This is a genomic window from Pantoea sp. YR525, from assembly GCF_900116775.1.
Taxonomy (GTDB): Bacteria; Pseudomonadota; Gammaproteobacteria; order Enterobacterales; family Enterobacteriaceae; genus Pantoea; species Pantoea symbiotica.
In genome coordinates this window covers 301,293-325,407 of sequence record NZ_FPBU01000006.1, presented here as the reverse complement: position 1 = coordinate 325,407, position 24,115 = coordinate 301,293, and the positions used below count along the sequence as shown (strand labels likewise).

Here is a 24,115-nt window from a genome sequence, read left to right as displayed (position 1 = left end):
CGAAAAACGCACCAATCCTTGTAGGGTCGCCATTTATGGCGACCTTTGCCAAAGCGCAACTGCCCCGGCAGAACGATGCATAATTGAACCAGGTGCGCATAAATGCGCACCCTACGAAAAACGCACCAATCCTTGTAGGGTCGCCATTCATGGCGACCTCCGCCGAAGCGCAACTGCCCCGGCAGAACGATGCATAATTGAACCAGGTGCGCATAAATGCGCACCCTACGAAAAACGCACCAAACCTTTGTAGGGTCGCCATTTATGGCGACCTCAGCCGCACCGTAACGCCAACCCTTCACACATTTTTGCGCTATCATACGCCGCTCATACTTCTCGGTCTCGACGATGGCTGTCGCGTTAAGCGCCCACGATCCTGACTGAGTTCTTCACTTGCGGTTCGGAAAACTCATGTCATCAGTACAACCCCAACTTACTCAGCTGCCGGATGAGGCATCGCTGCCGCGTCAGAGCGTGCTGAAAGCCTTGTTCGCGCTCGGCACCGGCGGCTTTGCCATTGGTACCGGCGAATTCGTTATCATGGGCCTGCTGCCCGATGCAGCCAAAGGTCTTAACGTATCGATTCCCTCGGCCGGACATCTCATCAGTATCTACGCGCTTGGCGTGGTCATCGGTGCGCCGCTGCTGGCGGTATTGGGCGCACGCGCCTCACGCCGTAATTTCCTGATGACGCTGATGGGCCTGTTTGCCGCCGGTAATCTGCTGAGCGCCATTGCGCCGGGTTATTATTCAATGCTGCTGGCGCGTTTCCTCGCCGGTTTCCCGCACGGCACCTTCTTCGGCGTGGCGGCTTTAGTCGCAGCCGGTTTGGTGGAACGGCGCAAACGCGCGCAAGCGGTATCGATGGTGCTGTTTGGCCTGACCATCGCCAACTTACTCGGCGTGCCGGCCGTGACGGCGATTGGCCAATGGTTTGGCTGGCGCGATGCCTTCGCGATTGTCGGCGGTCTGGCTGTAGTGACCTTACTGCTGATTTGGCTGTGGGTACCAAACGTGGCAGGCGACAAAAATGCCAGCCCGCTGCGCGAATTGTCGGCGCTAACGCGCAAACAGGTATTGCTGACGCTGGCGATTGGCGCGGTGGGCAGCGGTGGTTTGTTCTCGGTGTTTAGCTACGTGAAACCGACCATGACCGAACTGGCGCAGATGCCGGTGAGCTGGATCCCGGCGGTGCTGGCGCTGTTTGGTTTGGGCATGATTATCGGCAACATCGCCGGTGGTCGTCTGGCCGATCGCGGCATTGAAAAGACCATCCGCATTTTACTGATCTGGTCGTTTCTGGTGCTCAGCGCCTTCGTGTTTGCCGCGCACTATGCGCTGGCAGGTGCCATCAACGTGATGCTGGTGGGCACCATGGTGGCGTTGGCGGCGGTGCTGCAAATCCGTTTAATGGATGTTGCCGGTGACGCGCAAACCATGGCGGCGGCGATGAACCATTCGGCGTTTAACCTCGCCAACGCGCTCGGCGCATGGCTGGGCGGCGTGACTATTTCTGCCGGTCTGGGATGGCAATCGACCGGTTGGGTGGGCGCGATTTTGGCGGTGTTAGGTCTGTTGATTCATGCGGTGGCGATGCGCGATGCACGCCGTAAATCGATTACCTTTGCGCACGAAAGTCATTAAAAGGTTGAGGTCGCCATTAATGGCGACCCTACGAAAGCGTGGGATGCGCGATTATAGGGTTTTGGGTTTTGTAGGGTGCGCATTTATGCGCACCTGGTCAAATTACGCTAACTTCTGCTGCAAAAACGTCATAAACACTCGATTGATCTCACTGCGTTGGCGATGCTGCGGATAGAGCGCATTGAGATGCAGCGAGGTCGGTTGCCACTCTTCTAACACCGTCACCAGCTCACCGCTTGCCAGCGCTGGCGCCACAATAAACTCCGGCAGCAGAATCAAACCCAACCCGGCAACCGCCGCATCACGCAGCATTTCCCCGTTGTTACTCACCATCGGCCCATGCACGCTGATCACTTTGCGCTGGTCGCCATTAAACAATTCCCAGCCGGTTTGGCTTTCGCGTCCGTAGCGTAAACACAAATGTTCGCTCAGTGCTTCCGGCGTGCGCGGCGCGCCTGCGCCTTGCAGGTAGGCCGGGCTGGCGCAGATCACGCGGCGAAACTCGCCCAGCCGCTTAGCGATCAAACTCGAATCGGGCAGCGTACCGATGCGAATCGCCATATCAAACCCTTCGCCGACCATATCGACATGCCGATCCGCCAACTCAACCTGAAACTGCAAACCCGGATGCAAGCTAAGAAACTCGGCAATAAACGGCGACAGATGGCTGATGCCAAACGACATCGGTACGCTCAGGCGGAAGCTGCCTTGTAACACCTGGCGACGTCCCGATACCGCCAGCTCGGCTTCCTGCACATCATCCAGAATGCGTTGCGCATGCTGGGCAAACAGCTGGCCGTTATCGGTCACCGACAGCTTACGCGTGTTGCGATTCAGCAGCCGCGCGCCAAGCGACTCCTCCAGCGCGGCGATGCGGCGACTGACATACTGTTTCGACAGCATCAGTTGTTCAGCGGCGGCGGTGAAGTTACCGGCTTTAATCACGGCTACATAAATGCGGAGATCTTCAATCTGCATATTGTCCACTTATCGGTGACAGTCATTGTCATTATGACGCATTGTTAGGCAAATCAGTTTACGTATACTTGTTTGCAACGGGAAGGGCAATCGCCCCCCAACAGCAAATTTGAGGAGCAGACCATGATTGAACAACGCCTGTCAGAACAACGCGGAGTGGGTGACCACGGTTGGTTGAATTCGCATCATACGTTCTCTTTCGCCAGTTACTGGGATCCAAAACAAACCGGCTTCTCAGACTTGCTGGTGATCAATGATGACCGCGTTGCACCGGGTCGCGGCTTTGGTGCACATCCACACAACAACATGGAGATCATCTCCTATGTGCTGGAAGGCGCGCTGGAGCATAAAGACTCCATGGGCACCGGTTCGGTGATTGTGCCGGGTGATGTGCAGTTGATGAGCGCCGGTAGCGGCGTGACGCACAGCGAGTTCAACCACTCGAAAACCGACAACGTGCACTTCCTGCAGATCTGGATCGTGCCTGGCGAACGTAATTCACCTCCGGGTTATCAGCAGGTTTCGGTCTCGGAAAGTGACAAACGCGGTCAGCTGCGCCTGATTATTTCGCCGGAAGGGGAAAACGGTTCACTCAGCGTGCGTCAGGATATCCGCATTTATGCCGGCCTTTTTGACGGTGTCGAGCAGCAAACCCTCGCGCTGGATGCCGATCGCTACGCCTACATTCACGTAGCACGCGGCAGCATCGAAGTAAACGGTGTGAAGTTCAAAGAAGGCGACGGCGCACGTGTACGCAACGAAAGTGCGCTGCAGTTTGCTAACGGTGATGATGCGGAAGTGCTGGTGTTTGATTTGCGTCCGCTGGAAGTGAATCATCCGCAGCGTTAATGTTTAAAAAGAGAACAAAGAGCAGTGCGAGCCATCGCGCTGCTTTTTTTTATGCGCGATCACAGCGGTTGTAACACTTTTTCTTAACATTAATTGCAGTGATTAAGATCGCAATAATTATTTCCATACTCTCTTTAATAGTTAGCCAATGAACCTAAGCATCACGGCTTAACATGGAGAGGGCAGCATGCAAGAAAAAATCCCCGGAACGCGCTGGTATCGCGTCATCGCCCCGATTCTCATCACCTGCATTGTCTCATTCATGGATCGCGTCAATATCAGCTTTGCGCTGCCTGGCGGCATGGATCAGGATTTGGCGATCACCAGCCAAATGGCCGGCGTGGTGAGCGGCATCTTCTTTATCGGTTATCTGTTTTTACAGGTGCCGGGCGGACGTATCGCGGTGAATGGCAGCGGCAAACGCTTTATTGCCTGGTCACTGACCGCGTGGATGGTGGTGTCGATCTCCACCGGTTTTGTCACCAATCACTATCAATTGCTGGCGCTACGGTTCGTACTTGGGATCTCTGAAGGCGGCATGCTGCCGGTGGTGTTAACCATGGTCAGCAACTGGTTCCCGGAAAAAGAGCTGGGACGCGCCAACGCCTTTGTCATGATGTTCGCGCCGTTAGGCGGCATGTTCACCGCGCCGATATCGGGCTACATCATCAATGTGCTGGACTGGCGCTGGCTGTTCATTATCGAAGGCCTGCTTTCCGCCGTAGTGCTGCTGGTGTGGTGGCTGGTAATTGCCGATCGTCCCGAAGAGGCGCGCTGGTTACCGGCACGTGAAAAGGAATATTTGCTGCGCGAACTGGCGCGCGAAAAGGCACAGCACCTGAAGAAGGAACCGGTCAGCAAAGCGCCGTTGAAAGCGGTGTTTCGCAATTCGGGCCTGATGAAATTAGTGGCGCTCAACTTCTTCTATCAAACCGGCGATTACGGTTACACGCTGTGGCTGCCGAGTATCCTGAAAAATCTCACCGGCACCAATATGGCGGGCGTCGGCCTGCTGGCGGCGATTCCTTTTGTGGCGACGGTGCTCGGCATCTACGCCATTTCATGGTTAAGCGATCGCACCGGCAAGCGCCGTTTGTGGGTGATGGTGTCGCTGTTCTGCTTTGCCGCCGCCTTGCTGGCGTCGGTGGTACTGCATGACAACGTCGTCGCCGCTTATATCGCGCTGGTGGTGTGCGGCTTCTTCCTCAAAGCGGCAACCAGCCCATTCTGGTCGATTCCCGGACGTATCGCTGCGCCGGAAGTGGCGGGCAGCGCGCGTGGCGTAATCAATGGGTTGGGTAATCTGGGTGGATTCTGCGGACCCTATTTGGTTGGGATCATGACGCTGCTGTATAGCCAAAATGTGGCGATTTGCTGGCTAGCGGGTTCACTGGTGATTGCGGGAATCTTTACGCTGTTACTGCCGAAAGAGTGCGATATCAATCCGTCTGAAACGCGCCGACATATGAAAGAAAATCATTTGATGAGTGTGAAACATTAAGTGAAGCGAGGCTGGCACTATTCTGAATATTAACCGTAGAAAGTCATAATAAATAAAAAGGGAGCGACTGCTGAGGTGCTCCCTTTTTAATGCATCAATCAATCGACAGATTGTGAATAGCCAGCGCAGCGCGCGCCGCTTCTTTGCCTTTCTTAATGAAATGCTCGGTATAGAAGTTTTCGATAACATCAACCGGCTGGAAATTATGCGGCGTTAATGAAACGGAGAACACCGGCACGTTAGTGGTCAGCTGCACATTCATCAGACCATCAACTACTGCAGCGGCAACGAAATCATGGCGATAGATACCGCCGTCAACCACCAGCGCGGCGCAGACAATCGCATCGTATTTGCCGGTTTCGGCCAGACGCTTAGCCAGCAGCGGCATTTCAAATGCGCCAGGCACTTCCAGCACTTTTAATTCCGCTTCTACGGATTGATCGGCTAATTCTTTTTCAAATCCCACCAGGGCATTATGGACAATTTCTTTGTGCCAGCCGGCTTTAATAAATGCAACTTTAATATTCTTCATGGATATTCCGACATCACCTGTAATTGGTTCTTGCGCATAAAATAATGTGTTTGTATACCATATGTTACGTTTGTGATCCACAAAGCCCAGGTAGCGATAAATGCCTTGCTGCTTAATTCCCTGTAAACGATCTGGTTATTCCGCGCTTGACGGCGAACATCGCCTGCAATAAAAATAGACGCGTCGGGGGAGTCTCGCCAAAGAGACTGAGAGGCTAATAGCGCACTGCGCGGCTTAGCGACCCTTTGAACCTGACCCAGTTGATACTGGCGTAGGAAGACTGACAGTCTTGTTCTTTGGGCTGTCTGGCGCTCAGGCTAGCTCGATGATTGCGCCATTTCCCTTCTCCTGTATCTGCGGGTCTCAGCTAACACTGAGAGGCCGATGTGAATTCCCCCTTTTTGAATATCCCGGAACCGGCGCTGTGAGCCGCTGGAGCGTGCTCGGCTGCGGCGTGGCGGGTTTGTGCGTGGCCACCTTGCTGGCGGAACGCGGCGAAGACGTCGAGGTGATTGGCGATGATGCGCGTCGCCCGGCATCGTGGTTTGCAGGCGGCATGCTGGCGCCCTGGTGTGAAGCCGAAAGCGCGCCGCGCGACGTCATCACCCTTGGACAACACGCCGCCGCGTGGTGGCAACAGCGCGTCAGCAGCGTCGAGCATCAGGGCACGTTGGTGGTTGCGCCGCCGCGCGATAGCCAGGAACTCAACCGTTTCGCCCGCATGACCGAGCAGCACCAATGGGTCGATCCCGCCGATATCGAACCGGCGCTGGAAGGGCGCTTTGCGCGCGGTCTGTTTTTCGCCGGGGAAGCGCATCTCGATCCGCGTCTGGCGCAGCAGGAGATGCGAGACAAGCTGATCGCGCGCGGCGTGCCATTCAACAATCGTGCGCCGAGCGGGCAGATTATCGATTGTCGCGGCATCCACGCCGCGCCGCAACTGCCGCGCCTGCGTGCGGTGCGCGGTGAAATGCTGATTCTGCACAGTGATGAAGTGCAGTTTTCCCGCCCGATTCGTCTGCTGCATCCGCGTTTTCCCTGCTATCTGGTGCCGCGTCGCGGCGGCCACTTTATGCTCGGCGCCACCATGATCGAGAGCGACGACGCCAGCGCCATCAGCGCGCGCGCCATGATGGAGTTGCTCAGCGCCGCCTACGCCATCCATCCGGCCTTAGCCGAAGCGCGCGTCATTGAGAGCGGCAGCGGGCTGCGTCCGGCTTATCCGGCGAATCTGCCGGAAATCCACTATCACAATCACATCTTTTATCTCAACGGCATGTATCGCCACGGTTTTCTGCTGGCACCGATGCTGGCAGAGCAGCTGATGCAGCGTCTTTCTGGGGAATTTAAAAATGAACATTCAGCTTAACGGCCGCAGCATCAGCACCCAGGCAAACAACCTGAGCGAGTTGCTGATCGAGCAGCAAATTGACGTGGCCTGCGTCGCCACCGCCTACAACGGTGCGTTTGTGCCAAAAAGCCAGTACCACACGCAGTTGCTGGATGAGGGTTGCCAGCTCGAAGTACTGTCACCGATGCAGGGAGGTTAAGCGATGTTTTACGATTTTGACCCACAATCACGCTTCCTGCTTGGCACCGCCGGTTATCCTTCGCCCGCCATTTTGCAGCAGGCGATTGCCGCCTCCGGCACCGACATCATCACCGTCAGTTTGCGGCGCGAAGGTGCGGCGGGCGCGGCTTTCCGCGAACTGCTGACCGGCCTCAACATCCGGGTGTTACCGAATACCGCCGGTTGTCACACGGTAAAAGAAGCCGTCACCACCGCGCACATGGCGCGCGAACTGTTCAATACCGCGTGGATCAAGCTGGAAGTAATAGGCCATGCCGACACGCTGCAGCCCGATCCTTTCGCGCTGGTGGAAGCCGCGCGCATCCTCAGCGCAGAGGGTTTTCAGGTGTTTCCGTACACAACTGAAGATCTGATCGTTGGCGAAAAGCTGCTGGCGGCGGGCTGCGAACTGTTGATGCCGTGGGGCGCGCCGATTGGTTCCGGTCAGGGTTTGCGTAACATCGACGGCCTGCGCGCCATGCGCGCGTGGTTCAGCGACATTCCGCTGATCATTGATGCTGGCATTGGCGCGCCGTCGCAGGCGGCGCAGGCGATGGAGATGGGCTTCGATGGCATTTTGCTCAACACCGCCGTCGCCAAAGCGGGCGATCCGATCGGCATGGCCAACGCCTTCCGACTGGCGATTGAAGCCGGACAAGCCGCACGCGCCGCCGGACTGATGGAGAAGCGCGACATGGCCGCTGCGTCCACGCCGATCTTTGGCCTGGCAAATCTGAGTTGAGGCAGGCAAACATGCAACGTTATCAACGCCAGATGATGCTGCCGGAAATCGGCGAAGCAGGGCAGCAGAAGCTGCTCGACGCACGCGTGCTGGTGGCGGGCGCGGGTGGATTGGGTGCCACGTTATTGCCGCAGCTTGTGGGCGCGGGTGTTGGCCATATTCGGCTGTATGACGACGATGTGGTGGCGCTACATAACCTGCATCGGCAAACGCTGTTTACCGAGCAAGATATCGACCAGCCCAAAGTGCTGCGCGCGCAGCAGGCATTGCAGCAGCGTAATCCGCAAGTGCAGATAGAAGCAGTGCAGCAGTCGCTGAGCGCTAGCAATGTGCAGCAGGCGCTCGCGGGCTGCGATCTGGTGATCGATGCCGCCGATAACTTTGCCGTCACCTATCAACTTTCGGATGCCTGCATGAAGGCGGGTATTCCGCTGATCAGCGCCTCGGTGTTGGGCAGGCAAGGTTACGTCGGTGGATTCTGTGGCGGATCGCCGAGCTATCGCGCGGTATTTCCGCGCTTGCCGTCATCGGCGGCGAACTGCAACACCGCCGGCGTAATGGGTCCGGCGGTGGCGACGCTCGGCGCGATGCAGGCGCAGATGGCGCTCAGCGTGCTGCTGGAATTACAGCCTTCGCCGCTCGGTTGTCTGGTGAATTGCGACTTCGTGAACTGGCATTTCCGCCAGTTCCGCTTTGATGATGCGGAAGAGCCGGAACATGCGGTGCCGTTTATCGACCCGCAACAGCTCGCCGTCGATGACTGCATTGTCGAGCTGCGCAGCTGTGAAGAGGCGCCGGTCAGCGTGGCGCATCACGTCGAGCGCATTTTGCCGCAGCAGATTGCGGCGTGGCAGCCGCCCGCCCAGCAGCGCATCGTGCTGGTGTGCGCCAGCGGCATCCGCGCCGCGCAGGCCGCTAGCGCGCTGGCGCAGCGCGGATTTCTTCAGCTGGCGATTCTGGCGGCCAATCGCCCATGAATCAGGACATTTTCTTCAACGATGTGAGTTTTAGCTGGGGCGATAAACCGCTGTGTCAGAGGCTGAATCTGCAACTGCGCGGCGGCAAAACCACGGTAATGCTGGGACGTAGCGGCATCGGCAAAAGTACGCTGCTGCGGCTGGTGGCCGGATTACTCAAGCCGCAACAGGGCGCGGTGCAGGGCTTAAACGGCAATGTGGCGTGGATGGGCCAGCAGGATTTACTTTATCCGTGGCTGAACGTGCTCGACAACGTGATGCTGACGGCGCGGCTCAGCGGCGAAAAGCCGGATCGTCCGCGCGCGTTGGCGCTGCTGGAGCAAGTGAAACTCAGTGACGTAGCGCATGCGCCGCCGCAGCAACTTTCGGGCGGCATGCGGCAACGCGTGGCGCTGGCACGCACGCTCTATGCGCAGCGCGACGTGGTGCTGATGGATGAACCCTTCGCCACGCTGGATGTGATGACCAAACTCAGCCTGCAAACGCTGACCGCCGAATTACTGCAAGGCAAAACCGTGCTGCTGGTGACGCACGATCCGCTGGAAGCGTGCCGCATGGCCGATGACATTCTACTGCTGCAAGGCCAGCCGCTGGGCATCGAAAGCTGGCCGGTTCCCGGCGGTGACGCGCCGCGTCCGTTTGATCATCCCGACGTTTTGCAGGCGCAGGCTCAACTCTTCTCCCGACTGAATACCCATGAAAACATTGTTTAGCGCGATCTACCTGATCGTGGTGCTGCTGTGTGGCTGGCTGCTGGCGCGTCACAGCGGCGTGCCAACCTTCCTGCTGCCCGCGCCGCAGGCGGTGCTCGAAGCGCTTTGGCTGCATCGTCAACTGCTGTGGCATCACGCGCTCTATACGCTGGCGGAAATTGTGCTGGCGCTGCTGCTGGGCGTCGGCGCGGGTGTGACGCTGGCGGTGCTGATGGCGGCCAGTCCGCTGCTGCGTCGCGTGCTGTTTCCGCTGGTCACCGCCAGCCAGGCGATACCGGTGTTTGCCCTTGCGCCGCTGCTGGTGCTGTGGCTCGGTTTTGGTATCGCCTCGAAAGTGGTGGTGGCAGCTTTGATTCTGTTCTTCCCGCTGTGCTTATCGCTGTTCGATGGATTGTGCCGCACGCCCAGCGGCTGGCTGGAATTGGCGCAAACCAGCACGTCATCGCGCTTCCGCATCTTCTGGCGCGTGCGCTGGCCCGCTGCGTTACCGCAATTTTTCTCCGGCCTGCAAATGGCCGTGGTGCTGGCGCCGATTGGCGTGGTGATTGGCGAATGGGTCGGTGCCAGCGAAGGGCTCGGCTATCTGATGATGCAATCCAATGCGCGATTGGAAACCGCCACCAGCTTCGCGGCACTGCTGCTGTTACTGATTCTGGCGCTGCTGCTTTCGGGCAGCGTGGCGCTGATGCGTAAGAAAATCCTCTGGCAATCTACATAAGGAAGTACCGTGAATACCCTACGAATCGCAATGACCGCGTTGCTGCTGCTGGCTACCGCTAACGTCCAGGCTGCGGAAAAAGTTCGCCTGCTGCTCGACTGGTTTATCAACCCCAACCACGCGGCGATTTTTGCTGCCCAGCACAGCGGTGCGTTTAAGAAAGAGGGGCTGGATGTGGAGATGATCGCGCCCGCCGATTCCGCTTCGGTGCCATTGCTGCTGGCGGCGGGCAAAGTCGATCTCGCCATCAGCTACCAGCCGCAGCTCTACACGCTGGTGGATAAAGAGGTGCCGGTGATCCGCGTCGGTACTTTGATTAATCAGCCGCTGAATACGCTGACCACGGTGTCAGGTGGTATCCACTCGCTGAAAGATTTCGCTGGCAAAACCATCGGTTATGCGGTGCCGGGCACTGAAGATGTGGCGATCCGCAATATGCTGAAATCGCAGGGCGTTGATACTGACTCGGTGAAGCTTATCAACCTGAATATGGATGGCACCTCCGCGCTGCTGACGCACAAGATTGATGGCGCGATGACCATCTTCCGCAACTATGAGCTGCTGGATCTGAAAGACAAAGGCGCGAAGCCAACGGTGTTCAAGCCGGAAGATTATGGCGTGCCTGCTTATGATGAGCTAATCGTTGTGGCTAACCAGAAAACCGCCGCGCAAGACAAACGTATTCCAGCGTTTTTACGGGGGTTGGATGCAGGTGTGGCGTGGCTGCGCGCGCATCCGCAGGAAGCGTGGCAGGCGTTTATTAAGCAATATCCCGAGCTGAATACGCCGCTCAATCACGAAGCGTGGCAGGCAACGTTGCCTTATTTCGCGCAGCATAGCGCGGAGTTTGATCAGGCGCGTTATCAGGCGTTTGGTGAATATATGAAAGCCAATGGCGTGATTAAGGCTGTGGCGCCGATGGGGCGATATTCGTTGTAGTTTGGTGCGGGTTATCCCTCACCCCAACCCTCTCCCGCGCGCGGGAGAGGGAGCCGATCGCGCCCACCTACACATTCCCTCTCCCGCCTGCGGGAGAGGGAGCCGACCGCGCCCACCTACACATTCCCTCTCCCGCCTGCGGGAGAGGGCCAGGGTGAGGGAAACCACGCACGATTTCCCTTGCACCCGCACTTATTTTTGATAATGATATTTATTCTCAACTATCAAGTCATGGACAACCTGATGCGTTTCCCCGCTCTTTCTCTGCTGCTTAGCCTGTTTTTCATCTGCACCCATGTACAAGCCAGCGCCGATTGGCCGCGCACTATCGGCACACCGAAAGGCCCGTTCACGCTGCAACAGTCGCCGCAGCGTATTGTCTCTACCAGCGTCACGCTGAGTGGCACCTTGCTGGCGATTAACGCGCCGCTGGTTGGCTCCGGTGCCACCAGTCGCAGCAGTAGCGTGTCGGATACGCAGGGCTTTTTCACGCAATGGAGCGCGGTGGCCAAAGCGCGTCAGGTTAAACCGCTTTACATTTCGCAGCCGAACGCCGAAGCCATTGCCGCCGAAGCGCCAGATTTGATCGTGATTGCTGCCACCGGCGGCGATTCGGCGCTGCGCCTTTACGATCAGCTGCAAACCATCGCCCCGGTGTTAGTGATCGATTACGGCGATAAGAGCTGGCAGGCATTGACCTTGCAGTTGGGCGAGATTACCGGTCATGAAGCCGATGCCGAAAAGGTGATTGCAGAATTCGATCAGCGTGTAGACGCGGTGCGTCACAAGATCACGCTGCCGCCGCAGCCGACCTCTGCGCTGGTCTATTACGAAGATGGACGCGGAATGAACTTGTGGACGCCAGCATCGGCGCAGGGCGCGCTGTTGCAGGATTTGGGCTTCACGCTGTCCGCGCCGCCCGCCAGTTTTCAGGGCAGCACCAGCATGGGTAAACGCAATGACATAATTCAGTTGAACGGGGAAAACATGGCCGATGGCATCACCGGCAACACGCTGTTGTTGTTTGCTGCCGATGAGAAAACCGTGCCGCAGGTGGCGAAGAATCCGTTCCTCGCCCATCTTCCTGCGGTGCAGCAGCACAACATCTTTGCCGTAGGTAATGACACTTTCCGCCTCGATTACTACAGCGCCAGCAATATGCTCAGCAGCATCGAGCGGCAGTTTAGCCGTTAAGCATCTGCCGTAGCGGGTTGCGGCGCGTCCGGTTGTTCACCGAGGCGCGCCGAGCGTAGGCCGCGCGCCGCCAGTGACAGCAGCACCAGCAATCCCGCCGCCAATCCGCCAAACCACAGCACGCTGCTCAGCGGTGCCAGCGCGCGTGCCAGCGCACCTAAACCCAATGCCCCAACGGAATCACCGGTGACATCCTGCGCGGTACCGAGGCTGTTGACGCGTCCCAATAACGCATCCGGTGTGTGATGCTGCGTCAGCATAAACTGCAACAGCGAGGCGATGGCATTGCTGTAGCCGTAACACACCAGCGCCAGCAGTGCGGGCAGCAGATGGCTATAAAGGCCGAGCGAGGCGATGCAGGCAAACGCCAGCAGCGCACAGCCAATCAGCACTAATCCCGGACGCGCCAACTGCCGCACCCAGCCGCTGGTAAAGGCACCGATCATCGCGCCCAGCGGCACCGCCGAGTACATCAATCCTAATGCGGACGCATCGGCGTGATAGGTAAGCGCCAGCGCCGGGAACAGAATACGCACCGCGCCAACCATGCTGAGCAGCAAGCCAACCAGCACTACCGCGCCAACCACTTTATGCTGGCAGACAAACTGCATGCCGCTTGCCAGCGCGCGCAGCGGATGTTCGGGTTCCTGCTGTTCGGGCTTCATCGACGGTAAACGCACCAGCGGAATCAGCGTCGCCAGCGTGCCAATCGCGGCGACCGCAAAGGCCCAACCGACTCCCGCCGCGACGATGATCATGCCGCCGAGCGCGGGCGACAGAATCGCGCCGAGGCGCACCGTTAGCATGCTGAGCGCACCGGCTTCTGCCAGATGTTCACGTCCAACGATTAATGGGATCACCGCCATTAGCGCTGTCATGCCAAGCGCGCCAAAGAAGCCATCCCAGAAGGCGAGGAAGTAGAGCGCCAGCAACGATGGCGCTGGGCTGAAGGCGTTGAGGCTAAGCAGCACAAAGCCGATGCCGCAGGTGCCGCGTGCGAACAGGATTAACTTGCGACGATCGTAGCGATCGGCCAGCACGCCGCCGAGCAGCAGGCCGATGAACATGCCGATGCCGTCGAGCATTACCGCCACGCCGACCTGCAGCGTGGAGCCGGTCATTGCCTGGATTTGCACCGGCACGCCAACCGCCAACATGCCAAGGGCGAATACCGAGAGCATGCGCGCGCAGAATATCGCGCGGAAAGATGCGTTGTTTTTGAGCAAACTAAAATCTAAGAATATCGAGGGCTTAGCCATGATTCTCCAGTGTATGTGAACGAGGTCGCCATTAATGGCGACCCTACGGTGCGCGGTTGTTGCCGGTCGCCATGAATGGCGACCCTACAAAAACGAATCTAACCTCAACCTGCCAACAAACGATTAATCAACGGTCCCAGTACCTTTAACGAATCCGCCGAAAGAATATCGGCGTGTTCGCAATCCAGCGGGAAGATGGTCAATTCATCAACGAACGGTGCCCAACTGGCGCGCACATCCATATCCGGCGGCAGCGTTTTCTCGGCCATAAACAGCGTGGCGTTGCCGGCGTAACGCGGGGTGCGCGCTTCGGCGAGTCGCGCCACGGCGTCTTTGTAGTTGGCGACGATGGTGCTAAACATTGCCGCCTTCTCCTCACGCAGCAGCGGATCGCGCTCATCCTCGGTGGCGGCCATAAATTCGGCCTGCTCGCGCGCCACTTCCTGTTCTGCTTCGTCGGCGTCCGGCGTGCGCCAGTCCTGACCTTCTGCCGGATAAGTATCCAGCAGGCCAAGGAATGCCACCGTTTCACCCTGCGCCTGCAAACGTGCCGCGATGCCTTGCGCCAGCGTGCCGCCGAGTGAATAACCGAGCAGGAAATAAGGGCCGCTCGGCTGCTGCTGGCGAATCGCCTGCAGATGGTGATCGCACATCGCTTCCACGCTGTGACACGCGGCAATCACGCCATGTGGACGCGGCGATTGCAGGCCGACAATCGGGAAGTCGCCGTCGAGATAGTGCAGCAGGGCGCTGTACTGCCAGGCGAAGCCGGATGCTGGATGGATGCAGAACAGCGTCGGGCCGTGACCAGCGCGCAGCAGCAGCAGTTCGCCGTTGCCACCGCTTTCACTGTTGGCACCGCCGTCGAGCAGCGCCGCCAGTCTCTCCACGCTGCGCGCGGCGATGATCTGCCCAACGCTAAGTGGCGGCACCTCACGACGACGCAGTTCCGCCGCCAGACGCATCGCCAGCAGCGAATGACCACCGAGCGCGAAGAAATCGTCATCGGCAAATACGCTGTCGCAACCGAGCAATTGCTGGAACAGATCCGCCAGCAGACGTTCGTTGGCGCTGTGCGGCAAGCGACCGCTGCGCGCGCTGAGCTGCGGCATCGGCAGCGCTTTACGATCCAATTTGCCGTTGGCGCTCAGCGGCAGATTGTCGAGCAGCAGATAGCTGACCGGCTGCATATGCGCGGGCAGACGTTCACCCAGCTGCTGCTTCACCGCGTCGATATCCAGCGCCACGCCCGCTTCGGCCACCAACCAGCCGAGCAGCTGACGGTTATCGACGCCCGGCGTCGAGTGCTGCGTCAGCGCACGCGCTGCGACCACTGCCTGCGCCACGCCCGGCAGCGCCACTAACGCCTGTTCGATTTCACCTGGCTCGATACGCTGTCCGCGCATCTTCAGCTGGTCGTCGCTGCGACCGAGATACTCAACCGCACCGTCGGCGCGCCAGCTGGCGATATCGCCAGTGCGATACATGCGCTCGCCTTCGGCAAACGGCGCGGCGACAAAGCGCTGTGACGTAAGGTCGGCGCGATGCAAATAGCCATCGGCAAGCTGCACACCGCTGAGATAGAGATCGCCCGGCACGCCAACCGGCACCGGACGCAGCAGGCTATCGAGAATATGCAGCTGCGTGTTCCACACCGGACGACCAATCGGCACGCCCGGCCCGTTGAGGCCATCCAGCGCGCTGCCGCTGGCCGGTTGCCAGGTAACATCGACGGCGGCTTCGGTTGGGCCATACAGATTGTGTAGCGGCGCGGCGATCACTTCCTGATAGCTGCGCGCCAAATCGCACGCCAGCGCTTCACCGCTGCAGAATACGCGTCGCAGCGTTGGGCAAGCCCGTTCGGTTTGCGCGGTGAGATGGCCGACAAAGGCCGCCAGCATCGAGGGCACAAAGTGCAGGGTGGTCACGCGATAATCGTCGATCAGCTGCCACAGCGCCTGCGGATCGCGATGCGCTTCCGGCGGTGCCATCATCAGCTGCGCACCGGTCATCAGCGGCCAGAAGAATTCCCACACCGAAACATCAAAGCTGCACGGCGTCTTTTGCAACACCACGTCGTCAGCGCGCAGCGGATAGCTGGCCTGCATCCAGCGCAGGCGGTTGACGATGGCGCGTTGATTCACCACTACGCCTTTCGGTTTACCGGTTGAGCCCGAGGTATAGAGCACGTAAGCCGGGCGACTGGCATCCGCCTGCGGCAAAGGGTGGCGCGGCTGAATCTGTTCAGTGGCTAAGCCATCAAACATCATCAGCGTGCCAAACGTGGCGAAGCGGGTTTCCAGTGCAGATTCGGTGATCAGCACCCAAGGCCGCGCATCTTCTACCATATAAGCCAGACGTTCATCGGGATAACCGATATCCAGCGGCAAATAGGCCGCACCTGCCTGCAGGATGGCGGTGAGCGCGATGCTGAGACGCACCGAACGTGGCAGCGCCACGGCAACGATATCGCCCGGCATCACGCCCGCTTCAATCAAGCGATCCGCCAGCAGCATGGCCTGACGCTGCATTTCGCCGTAGCTCAGACGATGCTCCATATCCATCAGCGCCAGCGCGTCCGGCGTGCGCGCCGCCTGCTGGGCAATCGCCTGCTGCAGTGTTTCATTTTCCAGCTGCACGCCGGTGTTGTTGACCCAGGCGAGCAGCGATTGCTCAGCCAGCGTTTGCAACTTCCACTGCGTCAGCGGCAGATCCGGCGTGCTGACCAGCTGTTGCAGCAGCAGTAACAGCCGCTCGGCCAGACGTTCCGGCTCGCTAACGCAGTCGCGATACTCCATCAGCAACGTCAGCTGTTCGCCCGGCAGCACCAGCAGCGTGAGCGGATAGTGCGTGTAACCCCGGTTGTGAATCGCTTCGCAGCGCACGGCGGCGTTGGCGTCCAGCAGCGTTTGGTTGTCCGGATAGTTCTCCAGCACCAGCAAGGTATCGAACAGCGTTCCGGCACCGACCAGCTGCTGGATCTCGGCGAGACCGAGGCAATCCTGCTCAATCAGCTGGATTTGCTGCGCCTGATGATCGGCGAGCTGCGCCAGTAACGGACGTTGATGATCGAAGCGCATGCGCACCGGCAGCGTGTTGCTGAACAGGCCAACGTGCTGATCGATGCCGTCAATCTGGCCAAAACGGCCAGAAACCGGCGCACCGAACACCACGTCTTGCTGGCCGCTTGCGACCGACAGCATCAAGCCCCACAATCCCTGCATCACGGTGTTCAGGGTTAAGCCGCGCGCCCGGCACAGCGCATAGAGTTCCCGCTCCAGCGTGGCATCCAGCGTAATGCGCTTTTCGTTGACCGCGCTGTCGGCAGCCTGCGGATAGAGCAGCGTCGGACGCACCTCTTGCAGGCATTCCTGCCACGGCTGCCGCGCTTCGTGGCTGTCGCGCTGGCTGAGCTGACGCACAATGTCCGCGTAGCTGCTGCTATGCGCGGGCAACGTTTGCTGGCGCAGCGCGCTGAGCAGATCGTTGAGGATCACCGGCGTTGACCAGCCATCCACCACCAGATGATGCGCGTTGAGCAGCAGCGTCCAGCGCATGCCATCGCGATGGGCGATCAATGTGGCGTGCAGCATGATCGGCTGGCTAAACAGATCCTGCGCCAGCATCTGATGTTCCAGCGCCACAATGTCATCATCGTCGGCTAGCTGATGCAGCGTTAGCGGCCAGCGCAATTCCGTTTCAGGTATCAGCTGAAGCGGTTGCAGGCTGAGTTCAGCGTCGAAGCGCGCCGCCAGCTGCGGATGGCGTTGTAACACCGCGTCCAGCGCGGTTTGTACCACTGCGGGGCTGATATCGCCGCTGAGTGTCAGGCGTGTTAACGAGTTATAGCTGCCTTGCTGCGCGGTGGTTTGCGCGTGGAACAGCAGGCCTTTCTGCAACGGCAGCAGCGGCAGCGCATGGCTGAACGCGCCGTGACACGCATGTAGCTGTTGCAGCAACGCATCATCGACGCCATCCAGCGCCACCTCGGCGGCCACCAGCGTATTGGCGGCTTGCTGCGGCTGCTGGTGTGACAGTGTGATCAGCGCCTGCGCGGCAGCGGCCATTGCCTGATGTAATTCGGCAATCGCGTCGGCGTTCAGTACGCCATCCGCCCAGCTCCAGTTCAGCGCCAGCTGCGCCGCGTTCGGCTGCTCCTCAACGAAGACGTTGAGTTCCAGCGCGTGCTGCAGCGGCAGCGCGTCATCCTGCAGCACCGCGAAGGTGTCGCGGAACTGCTGTGCGGTGCGCTGTGGCGACCAGTCACCGCTGCGCTGCGTGAAGCGTCCAAGGTAGTTAAACAGCACCTGCGGCGCGTGTTGTGCCGCCAGTTTTTCCAACGTCACGCCGCGATGCGCATCAAGCCAGCGCAGCTGCCCGTAGCCAATACCGCGATCCGGCACCGCACGCAGCACCGCTTTCACCGCGCGTACACACTCATTGAGTGGCGCGTGTGGATTATCTGGTAGCGGCAGCAGCAGCGGGAATTCCGCTGTCAGCCAGCCGACGGTACGCGCCAGATCCTGCTGAGCATGCAGTTCAGCACGGCCATGCGACTCCAGCGTGACGCGCTGCTGTGCGCTGCCGTTGAGTTGGCGCAGCGCCATCGTCAGCAATGTCAGCAGCAGCTCTTCGCTGGTGGCGCGATAGTACTGCGGCAGCGTGTTGAGCAGCGCGTGCGTGGTGGAGGCATCGAGTAGCGTGCGTTGATATTGTTGGCGGTCGCGGGGCTGAATTGCTCGATCACCGACAAGTGGCAGCGGTTCGGCCAGCATCTGTTGCCAGAACGGTAACTCGCTGGCGCGCGCCGAAAGGTTTGCCAGCAGCGCTGCCGACCAGTCATGTAGCGAGGTTTCCTCAGCGGGAATCACAAGCGGCGTGTTATTGATCAGCGCGTCACCGGCCTGTTGCAGCTCATCCAGCAATACGCGCCACGAGACGCCATCAACAATCAGGTGATGCAGAGTCAGCACCAGACCACAGCTGATGCCGTCTTGCTGTAGCAACGTGGCGTGCAGCAGCGCGCCGTTTGCCGGATCGAGCGCCTCGGCGTCTTCGCTAAACGCCTGTTCCGCTGCGCGGTCGCGATCCTGCACCTCAAGCACACGCACGCGGGCAGGGCGCGACGCCAGCGCTTCGCCGACAATCAGCTGGTCACCGCGCGTGAAGGCGTTGAGCGCCGGATGCGCCTGCGCCAGCTGATCGATCAACTGTTCCAATTGTGTGAGCTGCAACTGCGGTGGCACCGACAGCAGCACACCGTGCGCAAAGCGCGCAATGATACCGGCTTGCGCATTGAACCAGTGCAGAATCGGCAATCCACCAATCGCGCCCTGTTGCGCTACGCGCGCGCCGGTGTTGTATTGTGCCAGCGGCTGCAAACCCCGCGCCATGCGTGCGGCGGTGCGTTCGGCGAAGATTTCGCGTGGACGCAGCAGATAACCGGCACGACGTGCGACGGTGCTGAGCCCCATCGCGGAGATGCTGTCGCCGCCGAGCGCGAAGAAATCATCTTCCGCGCCGACGCTCTCCAGCCCCAGCAGGCTGGCAATCGCGTGGCAAATCAGCTGCTCCTGCGGCGTGCTGGCGGCGCGACTCTGGCTCTGCTGCGCCTGTTGCGGCTTTGGCAGCGCCTGGCGATCAATCTTGCCATTAACGTTGAGCGGCAACTCGTCCATTACCATCAACACCGCAGGCACCATGTAATCCGGCAGCTGCGTGGCCAGCTGCGCCAGCAAACGGGCATTGAGATCGGCTTCGGCGCGCAACGCGTCATCCTGCACCGAGCAGTAACCAATCAGGCGATGCGTGGCGCCCATCACTTCGGCGATCACCACGGCGGTGCTGACTTCCGGCAGCGCCACCAGCGCGTTCTCCACTTCACCGAGTTCAACGCGGAAGCCGCGCACTTTAATCTGGTGATCGGTACGGCCAATAAACGCCAGCTGTCCATCCTGACGCCAGCGCATCAGGTCGCCGCTGCGGTACATCACATCGCCGTCGCGGAAGGGATTGGCGACAAAGCGTCCGCTAGTGAGATCGGGACGGCGCAGATAACCGCGCGCGATGCCGGTTCCGGCGATATACAGCTCGCCAGCGCAGCCAATCGGCACCTGACGCAGCTGGTTATCCAGCAGATAGACTTCGCTGTTGCCCACCGGACGACCAATCACCGGCTGCGGTGATGCCATGACGCTGGCACCCAGCGTATCGATGGTGTATTCCGACGGGCCGTAATAGTTGTGGATCTCCATCTGCTGCTGTTGCTGCATCAGCTTCCACAGCGTTGGCGTGGCCGCTTCACCGCCAATCATCACAAAAGAGGGACGATGGTTATCGGCTTCCAGCAGGCCGCTGTCGATCATCTGCGAGAAGAACGACGGCGTGATATCCAGCAAGTCAACCGGCACCGCGTTCATCTGCTGAATCAGGCCCCACGCATCGCGGCGCAGCTCTTCGTCGAAGATATTCAGCTCGCAGCCCATCAGCATGCAGAACAGCGGTTCCCACGAAGAATCGAACGAGAAGGAAGCGGTGTGACCGGCGCGCATGCGGCGCGGGCTGCTGGCGGTGAAGCGCGCAATCGCCGGGCCGAACAGATGTTCGCGGTGCGACAGGAACAGGTTGAGCAAACCTTGATGGTTGCTCATCACGCCTTTCGGGCGGCCGGTTGAACCCGAGGTATAGATCATGTAGGCCAGATCGTCACCGCACAGTTTGGTGTCAGGTCGTGCGGTGGAATAATCACTCAATTCAAGCTGGTCAATCAGCAGATGCGGCAGTTCCGGCATCTGCGCCAGCGTGCTGGAGTGCGTCAGCAGCAGCTTAGGCTGCGCGTCATCGCACATCAGGGCCAGGCGTTCGCGCGGATAGTCTAGATCAAGCGGCATATAGGCCGCGCCACTCGCCAGCACGCCGAACATCGCCACCAGTGAATCTACTGAACGCGGAATACCAATCGCCACTACGTCGTCTGCTTGTAAACCGCGTGCGATCAGCAGATGCGCCAGTTGCATGGCGCGATCGGCGAGCTGGCGATAGCTCAGGCTGCGCTCGCCGCAAACCACCGCAGTTTGCTCGCCGTATTGTTCAGCGCTTTGCAGCAAGATATCGACGATGGTGCGGGTATCGGCAGGCGGCACGATGGTGGGTCCGGTCGACCAGCGTTGCAGATCGATCTGTTCCTGCGGCGCGAGTAATGACAGCGCACCCAGGCTCATGTCGGCATCCGCCGCGAACTGAGTTAGCAGATGGCTGATGCGATCGGCATGACGTTGTAGTGTTTGTGCATCGTAGCGGCGCGGGTTTGCTACCAGCGTCAGCTGCAATGCGCCATCGCGGAAGCCGACTTCAAACTCCAGATCGTCCACCGGGCCCATCGCCAGCGTGTGCGTTGGGGCGGGCTGGCCGTCGAATTGCAGATCGTCATGGTAAACCTTGACGTTAATCACCGGGCCATACAGCGCCTGGCTGCTGCCGACCAGGCCGAGATCGCGGCGCAGCTGCTCCGCTTCATAACGTTGATGGCGGCGCGCTTTGCGAATTTCGCCCTGCACCTGCTGCACCAGCATCGGCAACGTCATCTCATCGCTGACGCTGAAAATCAGCGGCAACACGTTGACCACCGGGCCGAGCGTGGAGATCGCCGCCGAACCCATGCGGCGCATAAACGGGAAGCCAATCGACAAACGCTGGCTGTTGCTGAAGCGGGCCAGATAGGCCACCAACAGCGCACTGACGATATCGCCTTCACTGCTGTCGGCCAGTTGTTGCTGCTCACGCAGCGTGGCCAGTTGCGGCAGCGTCACCTGACAGCTGATCGGGCGATCGCCGTGATCGCTCAGGTTTTCGCTGGACAGCGTTAGCGTCTCAGGCAAATCCGCCGCGTAGCTTTGCCAGTGGCTGGCGGAGCGGGCAAAAGCAGGCGAATCCTGCCACTGCTGAATCTCTTCAATCACCGTGGTGAACGGGGTAAATGGCGAGGGCGCGGGCGTTGCTCCGGCGCAAAGGGCGGCATAGATTGCCGCGACGCGTTGGGTCAGCGCTTCAAAACTGAAACCATCCACCAGCAAATGGTGATAGCGCTGATACCACAACCAGCTGCCATCGCCGATGCGCATCAGCGCGTGGCGATAGAGCGGTTTGTCGCCGTCGGCGGGCAGCTCTGCGGCGAGATCCGCCTGCATCAGTTTGTGCGCTTGGCTGCTGGCATCGGCGCGCTGGCTGAAATCATGCCATTCCGGCGCGACCGGCGCTTGCGCACCAAACCACTGCGCCGGATTGCCATTATCATCAAGGCCGAAGCGCGCCTGCACGGTATCGGCTTCCGCCATCGCCTGCTGTATAGCGCTGTCCAGCGCCGCCCGATTGATGTCGCCGTGCAGCACGCTGTAGTGCGCCACGGTAAATTGATTGCGCTGCTGCGCAATGCTGTCAGCGATCCAAATGCCGGGCTGCGCCGCGACCAGTGGATAGGCCGCTGAAGGGGCCGGATTAAACGTTGCCAAGAGACAATTCCTGTCGAATTCCCGTCATCCTTCAAGCTGCAGCCGCGTTGGCTGCATGCGTTCACCCCAGTCACTTACTTCAGTAAGCTCCTGGGGATTCGCGCATTTGCCGCCTTGCTGCAGCTCGAATGATTTTGGGAATAAATTATTGAAAGAAAATGAAAAAATAAAATTAGGCTGCGGTAGACGACGTCTGTTGCGTCGCTGGCCGCATGTCGTGCCAGTTTGCTTCGATAAACTCAATGGCGGCGCTGCGCGTTAGCGGTCCCGCTACGTTGTGCCAGCCGGCCGGAACCGGGGCAAAAGCCGGCCACAGGCTGTATTGCTGACGCGCATTGAGCAGCACCAGAAAATCGAGCGCGTCGTTATCAAACGGATTCTGTTGTTCAGACATGGTTATTACCTTCAGAAGGTGAGGTTGTGGGGAGAAAATCGGCCAGCAGCCAGCGGCAGCCGTCGATCAGACCGCCACGCCAGCACAACGCATCGTGCCCTCCGGCGAAGCGGCGAAAATATAATTCATGGCCTGCGGCTTGCAGCGCCGGGACGATCTGCTGGTTGACGTAGACCATGTCTTCCTCGCGATCGCCCACTTCCTGAAAAATCTTCAGCGTGCCCGGCGGTAACTCGCCCTGTTGCAGCCGCTCTAACAGCAAACCCGGCGCGTGCTGTTCGCGGTTGGCGTAGTCGCGGATGTATTGCAGATGCGGCCACCAGAAGGAGCCGGATTGCGTGAGAATGCGGCCAAAACGCTGCGGCCAGTGCAAACCGGCATAAAGAGCTGCGAGTCCGCCATAGCTTTGTCCGGCCACCAGCGTGCGATCGGCGTCGCCGCTGAACGCCGCGTGCTGGCGCGCTAGGGGTAACAGTTCCTGCTGCACCGCCAGCCAGAAGGTTTCGTTGCACGGCAATTCGGCTTCGCGATGCTGGCTGTCGATGACATCGATAAACAGCCAGCAGGTGGGCGGCAGTTCGCCATCGGCGGTGACCTGATCCAGCGCGCTGAAAATCGGTTGGCCATACACCCAGTTTTGTCCGTCGAGCAGGATCGCCAGCGGACGTTGTTCGGGCTGAGCGGTTGTGCCGGTGCTGTAGAGCCAGACGTTGCGGGTGACGTTGAGCAACGTGCTGTGCCATTGCAGGGTTTGCAGCGAATCTGGCCAGGTTTCCGCCATGCCGGCATCCAGCGCGCGCCAGGCGGATTGATCCGGCGCATCCGGCATGTGCGCATTGCTCAGGGAAAAGCGGCGGCTGCTAAGAAACGGCGGCGTGGGATTGAATTTGTCGGGGATCGCCAGCGGCATCAGCGAGATCCACCACTTACGCTGCAGCGCGCGACAGGCGGCATCATCGCCACAAAACAGCGGCGGTAACTGCTGCGCGGTGGCGGGAATCAGGCTGTAACTGCCGCGCCAGTCGGACTCAATGGCGGTCGACCAATGCCAGACGTTGCTGTCGCCCACGCGCACCAGACTTTCTGGCGCTTCGCTGTGGTGATCGGTGACGCCGTTTATATCGACGTAAACCCGTTCAGTGGAAGAAAGTGCGGAATGCCCTTCGGGATCGCGCCAGAAGAAGTGCATGCTCGTTTGACCGCGTTCGTCACGCTCCACCAGCGGCGTACCGACCGCATAAAGCCGCTGCCACCAGCCTTCGCTACCCAAATCGACCTGCTGCAACCATTGCGCAACTGTCCCGGCGGGCAACCACGTATGCGTCGTTTTTTCTGCGCTTGTTAGAAACATCCTGCAACCCATCTCCACATTTTGTTCACTGTCTTTACTTAACCAAAGCTAATGCAAATGCTATTGATAACGATTTACATTTGCAATATGATTTTTCGCGCCTAAGAAACCTTCGGATTTTCAGTGGATTATTTTGTGAAGGACGTCACGCAGGGAGATTAGGACCGTAAATAACGCAAGAGAGTAATATTTCAATCCGTTACAGCCATTGTCGTTGGGCGAGGGCGACTGAACGGATTATTTCATC

Annotated in this window: 17 protein-coding genes and 1 riboswitch; of the genes, 11 read left to right on the top strand and 6 right to left on the bottom strand. The window is 59.4% G+C overall.

The window, feature by feature from the left end:
• The first annotated feature begins 411 nt into the window (after positions 1-411).
• Positions 412-1,644 (top strand): MFS transporter, encoded by a 1,233-nt coding sequence (locus tag BM323_RS14605; protein ID WP_008110705.1) that lies wholly within the window; start codon positions 412-414, stop codon positions 1,642-1,644.
• A gap of 102 nt (positions 1,645-1,746) precedes the next feature.
• Here the strand turns inward: BM323_RS14605 and BM323_RS14600 are convergent, their stop codons facing one another.
• The gene (locus BM323_RS14600; protein ID WP_008110707.1) at positions 1,747-2,622 is read right to left on the bottom strand and encodes a LysR family transcriptional regulator; all 876 of its coding nucleotides are present in this window, start codon (positions 2,620-2,622) and stop codon (positions 1,747-1,749) included.
• 123 nt (positions 2,623-2,745) lie between these two features.
• Between BM323_RS14600 and BM323_RS14595 the strand changes: the two genes are divergently transcribed.
• Complete coding sequence (locus tag BM323_RS14595) at positions 2,746-3,471, top strand: pirin family protein (protein ID WP_008110708.1); 726 nt, start codon at positions 2,746-2,748, stop codon at positions 3,469-3,471.
• Between the two features lie 187 nt (positions 3,472-3,658).
• On the top strand, positions 3,659-4,972 hold the full coding sequence (locus BM323_RS14590; protein ID WP_008110710.1) for an MFS transporter: 1,314 nt from the start codon (positions 3,659-3,661) through the stop codon (positions 4,970-4,972).
• Positions 4,973-5,066: 94 nt separating this feature from the next.
• Here BM323_RS14590 and BM323_RS14585 read toward each other — a convergent pair whose 3' ends face one another.
• On the bottom strand, positions 5,067-5,504 hold the full coding sequence (locus tag BM323_RS14585; protein WP_008110712.1) for a 6,7-dimethyl-8-ribityllumazine synthase: 438 nt from the start codon (positions 5,502-5,504) through the stop codon (positions 5,067-5,069).
• Between the two features lie 175 nt (positions 5,505-5,679).
• Positions 5,680-5,799: riboswitch (TPP riboswitch) on the top strand.
• A gap of 129 nt (positions 5,800-5,928) precedes the next feature.
• Here BM323_RS14585 and BM323_RS14580 point away from each other — a divergent pair.
• The 8 genes from BM323_RS14580 (at position 5,929) to fepB (ending at position 12,357) form a co-directional block, all read left to right on the top strand.
• Complete coding sequence (locus tag BM323_RS14580) at positions 5,929-6,873, top strand: FAD-dependent oxidoreductase (RefSeq protein ID WP_036650292.1); 945 nt, start codon at positions 5,929-5,931, stop codon at positions 6,871-6,873.
• Positions 6,857-7,054, top strand: a complete 198-nt coding sequence (gene thiS, locus BM323_RS14575) for a sulfur carrier protein ThiS (protein WP_008110716.1) — start codon at positions 6,857-6,859, stop codon at positions 7,052-7,054. Before BM323_RS14580 ends, thiS begins: the two co-directional genes overlap by 17 nt.
• Positions 7,055-7,057: 3 nt before the next feature.
• Positions 7,058-7,816, top strand: a complete 759-nt coding sequence (locus tag BM323_RS14570; RefSeq protein ID WP_008110718.1) for a thiazole synthase — start codon at positions 7,058-7,060, stop codon at positions 7,814-7,816.
• 11 nt (positions 7,817-7,827) lie between these two features.
• Positions 7,828-8,793: a HesA/MoeB/ThiF family protein gene (locus BM323_RS14565; RefSeq protein WP_008110720.1), complete on the top strand. Its 966-nt coding sequence runs from the start codon at positions 7,828-7,830 to the stop codon at positions 8,791-8,793.
• Complete coding sequence (locus BM323_RS14560) at positions 8,790-9,506, top strand: ABC transporter ATP-binding protein (RefSeq protein ID WP_008110722.1); 717 nt, start codon at positions 8,790-8,792, stop codon at positions 9,504-9,506. Before BM323_RS14565 ends, BM323_RS14560 begins: the two co-directional genes overlap by 4 nt.
• Complete coding sequence (locus BM323_RS14555) at positions 9,490-10,224, top strand: ABC transporter permease (RefSeq protein ID WP_008110724.1); 735 nt, start codon at positions 9,490-9,492, stop codon at positions 10,222-10,224. The genes BM323_RS14560 and BM323_RS14555 overlap by 17 nt, the downstream gene beginning before the upstream one ends.
• Before the next feature lie 9 nt (positions 10,225-10,233).
• On the top strand, positions 10,234-11,163 hold the full coding sequence (locus BM323_RS14550; RefSeq protein WP_008110725.1) for an ABC transporter substrate-binding protein: 930 nt from the start codon (positions 10,234-10,236) through the stop codon (positions 11,161-11,163).
• 243 nt (positions 11,164-11,406) lie between these two features.
• Positions 11,407-12,357: a Fe2+-enterobactin ABC transporter substrate-binding protein gene (fepB, locus tag BM323_RS14545; protein WP_036649914.1), complete on the top strand. Its 951-nt coding sequence runs from the start codon at positions 11,407-11,409 to the stop codon at positions 12,355-12,357.
• Here fepB and entS read toward each other — a convergent pair.
• The 4 genes from entS to fes all read right to left on the bottom strand — a co-directional run bounded on the left by entS (position 12,354) and on the right by fes (position 23,868).
• Entirely contained in the window at positions 12,354-13,616 is a 1,263-nt protein-coding gene (gene entS, locus BM323_RS14540) for an enterobactin transporter EntS (RefSeq protein ID WP_008109620.1), read from the bottom strand. The two genes, fepB and entS, sit on opposite strands and share 4 nt — an antisense overlap.
• 104 nt (positions 13,617-13,720) lie before the next feature.
• The gene (locus BM323_RS14535) at positions 13,721-22,123 is read right to left on the bottom strand and encodes an amino acid adenylation domain-containing protein (protein WP_091004035.1); all 8,403 of its coding nucleotides are present in this window, start codon (positions 22,121-22,123) and stop codon (positions 13,721-13,723) included.
• Between the two features lie 172 nt (positions 22,124-22,295).
• Positions 22,296-22,517: an MbtH family protein gene (locus BM323_RS14530; protein WP_008110791.1), complete on the bottom strand. Its 222-nt coding sequence runs from the start codon at positions 22,515-22,517 to the stop codon at positions 22,296-22,298.
• Entirely contained in the window at positions 22,510-23,868 is a 1,359-nt protein-coding gene (gene fes, locus BM323_RS14525) for an enterochelin esterase (protein WP_008110792.1), read from the bottom strand. The genes BM323_RS14530 and fes overlap by 8 nt, the downstream gene beginning before the upstream one ends.
• Positions 23,869-24,115 lie beyond the last annotated feature (247 nt).

Excerpts from the sequence above, each read along its gene's own strand:
- BM323_RS14605 (WP_008110705.1), top strand. The coding sequence starts at position 412 with ATGTCATCAGTACAACCCCAACTTACTCAGCTGCCGGATGAGGCATCG.
- BM323_RS14600 (WP_008110707.1), bottom strand. The coding sequence starts at position 2,622 with ATGCAGATTGAAGATCTCCGCATTTATGTAGCCGTGATTAAAGCCGGT.
- BM323_RS14595 (WP_008110708.1), top strand. The coding sequence starts at position 2,746 with ATGATTGAACAACGCCTGTCAGAACAACGCGGAGTGGGTGACCACGGT.
- BM323_RS14590 (WP_008110710.1), top strand. The coding sequence starts at position 3,659 with ATGCAAGAAAAAATCCCCGGAACGCGCTGGTATCGCGTCATCGCCCCG.
- BM323_RS14585 (WP_008110712.1), bottom strand. The coding sequence starts at position 5,504 with ATGAAGAATATTAAAGTTGCATTTATTAAAGCCGGCTGGCACAAAGAA.
- thiS (WP_008110716.1), top strand. The coding sequence starts at position 6,857 with ATGAACATTCAGCTTAACGGCCGCAGCATCAGCACCCAGGCAAACAAC.
- BM323_RS14570 (WP_008110718.1), top strand. The coding sequence starts at position 7,058 with ATGTTTTACGATTTTGACCCACAATCACGCTTCCTGCTTGGCACCGCC.
- BM323_RS14565 (WP_008110720.1), top strand. The coding sequence starts at position 7,828 with ATGCAACGTTATCAACGCCAGATGATGCTGCCGGAAATCGGCGAAGCA.
- BM323_RS14560 (WP_008110722.1), top strand. The coding sequence starts at position 8,790 with ATGAATCAGGACATTTTCTTCAACGATGTGAGTTTTAGCTGGGGCGAT.
- BM323_RS14555 (WP_008110724.1), top strand. The coding sequence starts at position 9,490 with ATGAAAACATTGTTTAGCGCGATCTACCTGATCGTGGTGCTGCTGTGT.
- fepB (WP_036649914.1), top strand. The coding sequence starts at position 11,407 with ATGCGTTTCCCCGCTCTTTCTCTGCTGCTTAGCCTGTTTTTCATCTGC.
- entS (WP_008109620.1), bottom strand. The coding sequence starts at position 13,616 with ATGGCTAAGCCCTCGATATTCTTAGATTTTAGTTTGCTCAAAAACAAC.
- BM323_RS14530 (WP_008110791.1), bottom strand. The coding sequence starts at position 22,517 with ATGTCTGAACAACAGAATCCGTTTGATAACGACGCGCTCGATTTTCTG.
- fes (WP_008110792.1), bottom strand. The coding sequence starts at position 23,868 with ATGTTTCTAACAAGCGCAGAAAAAACGACGCATACGTGGTTGCCCGCC.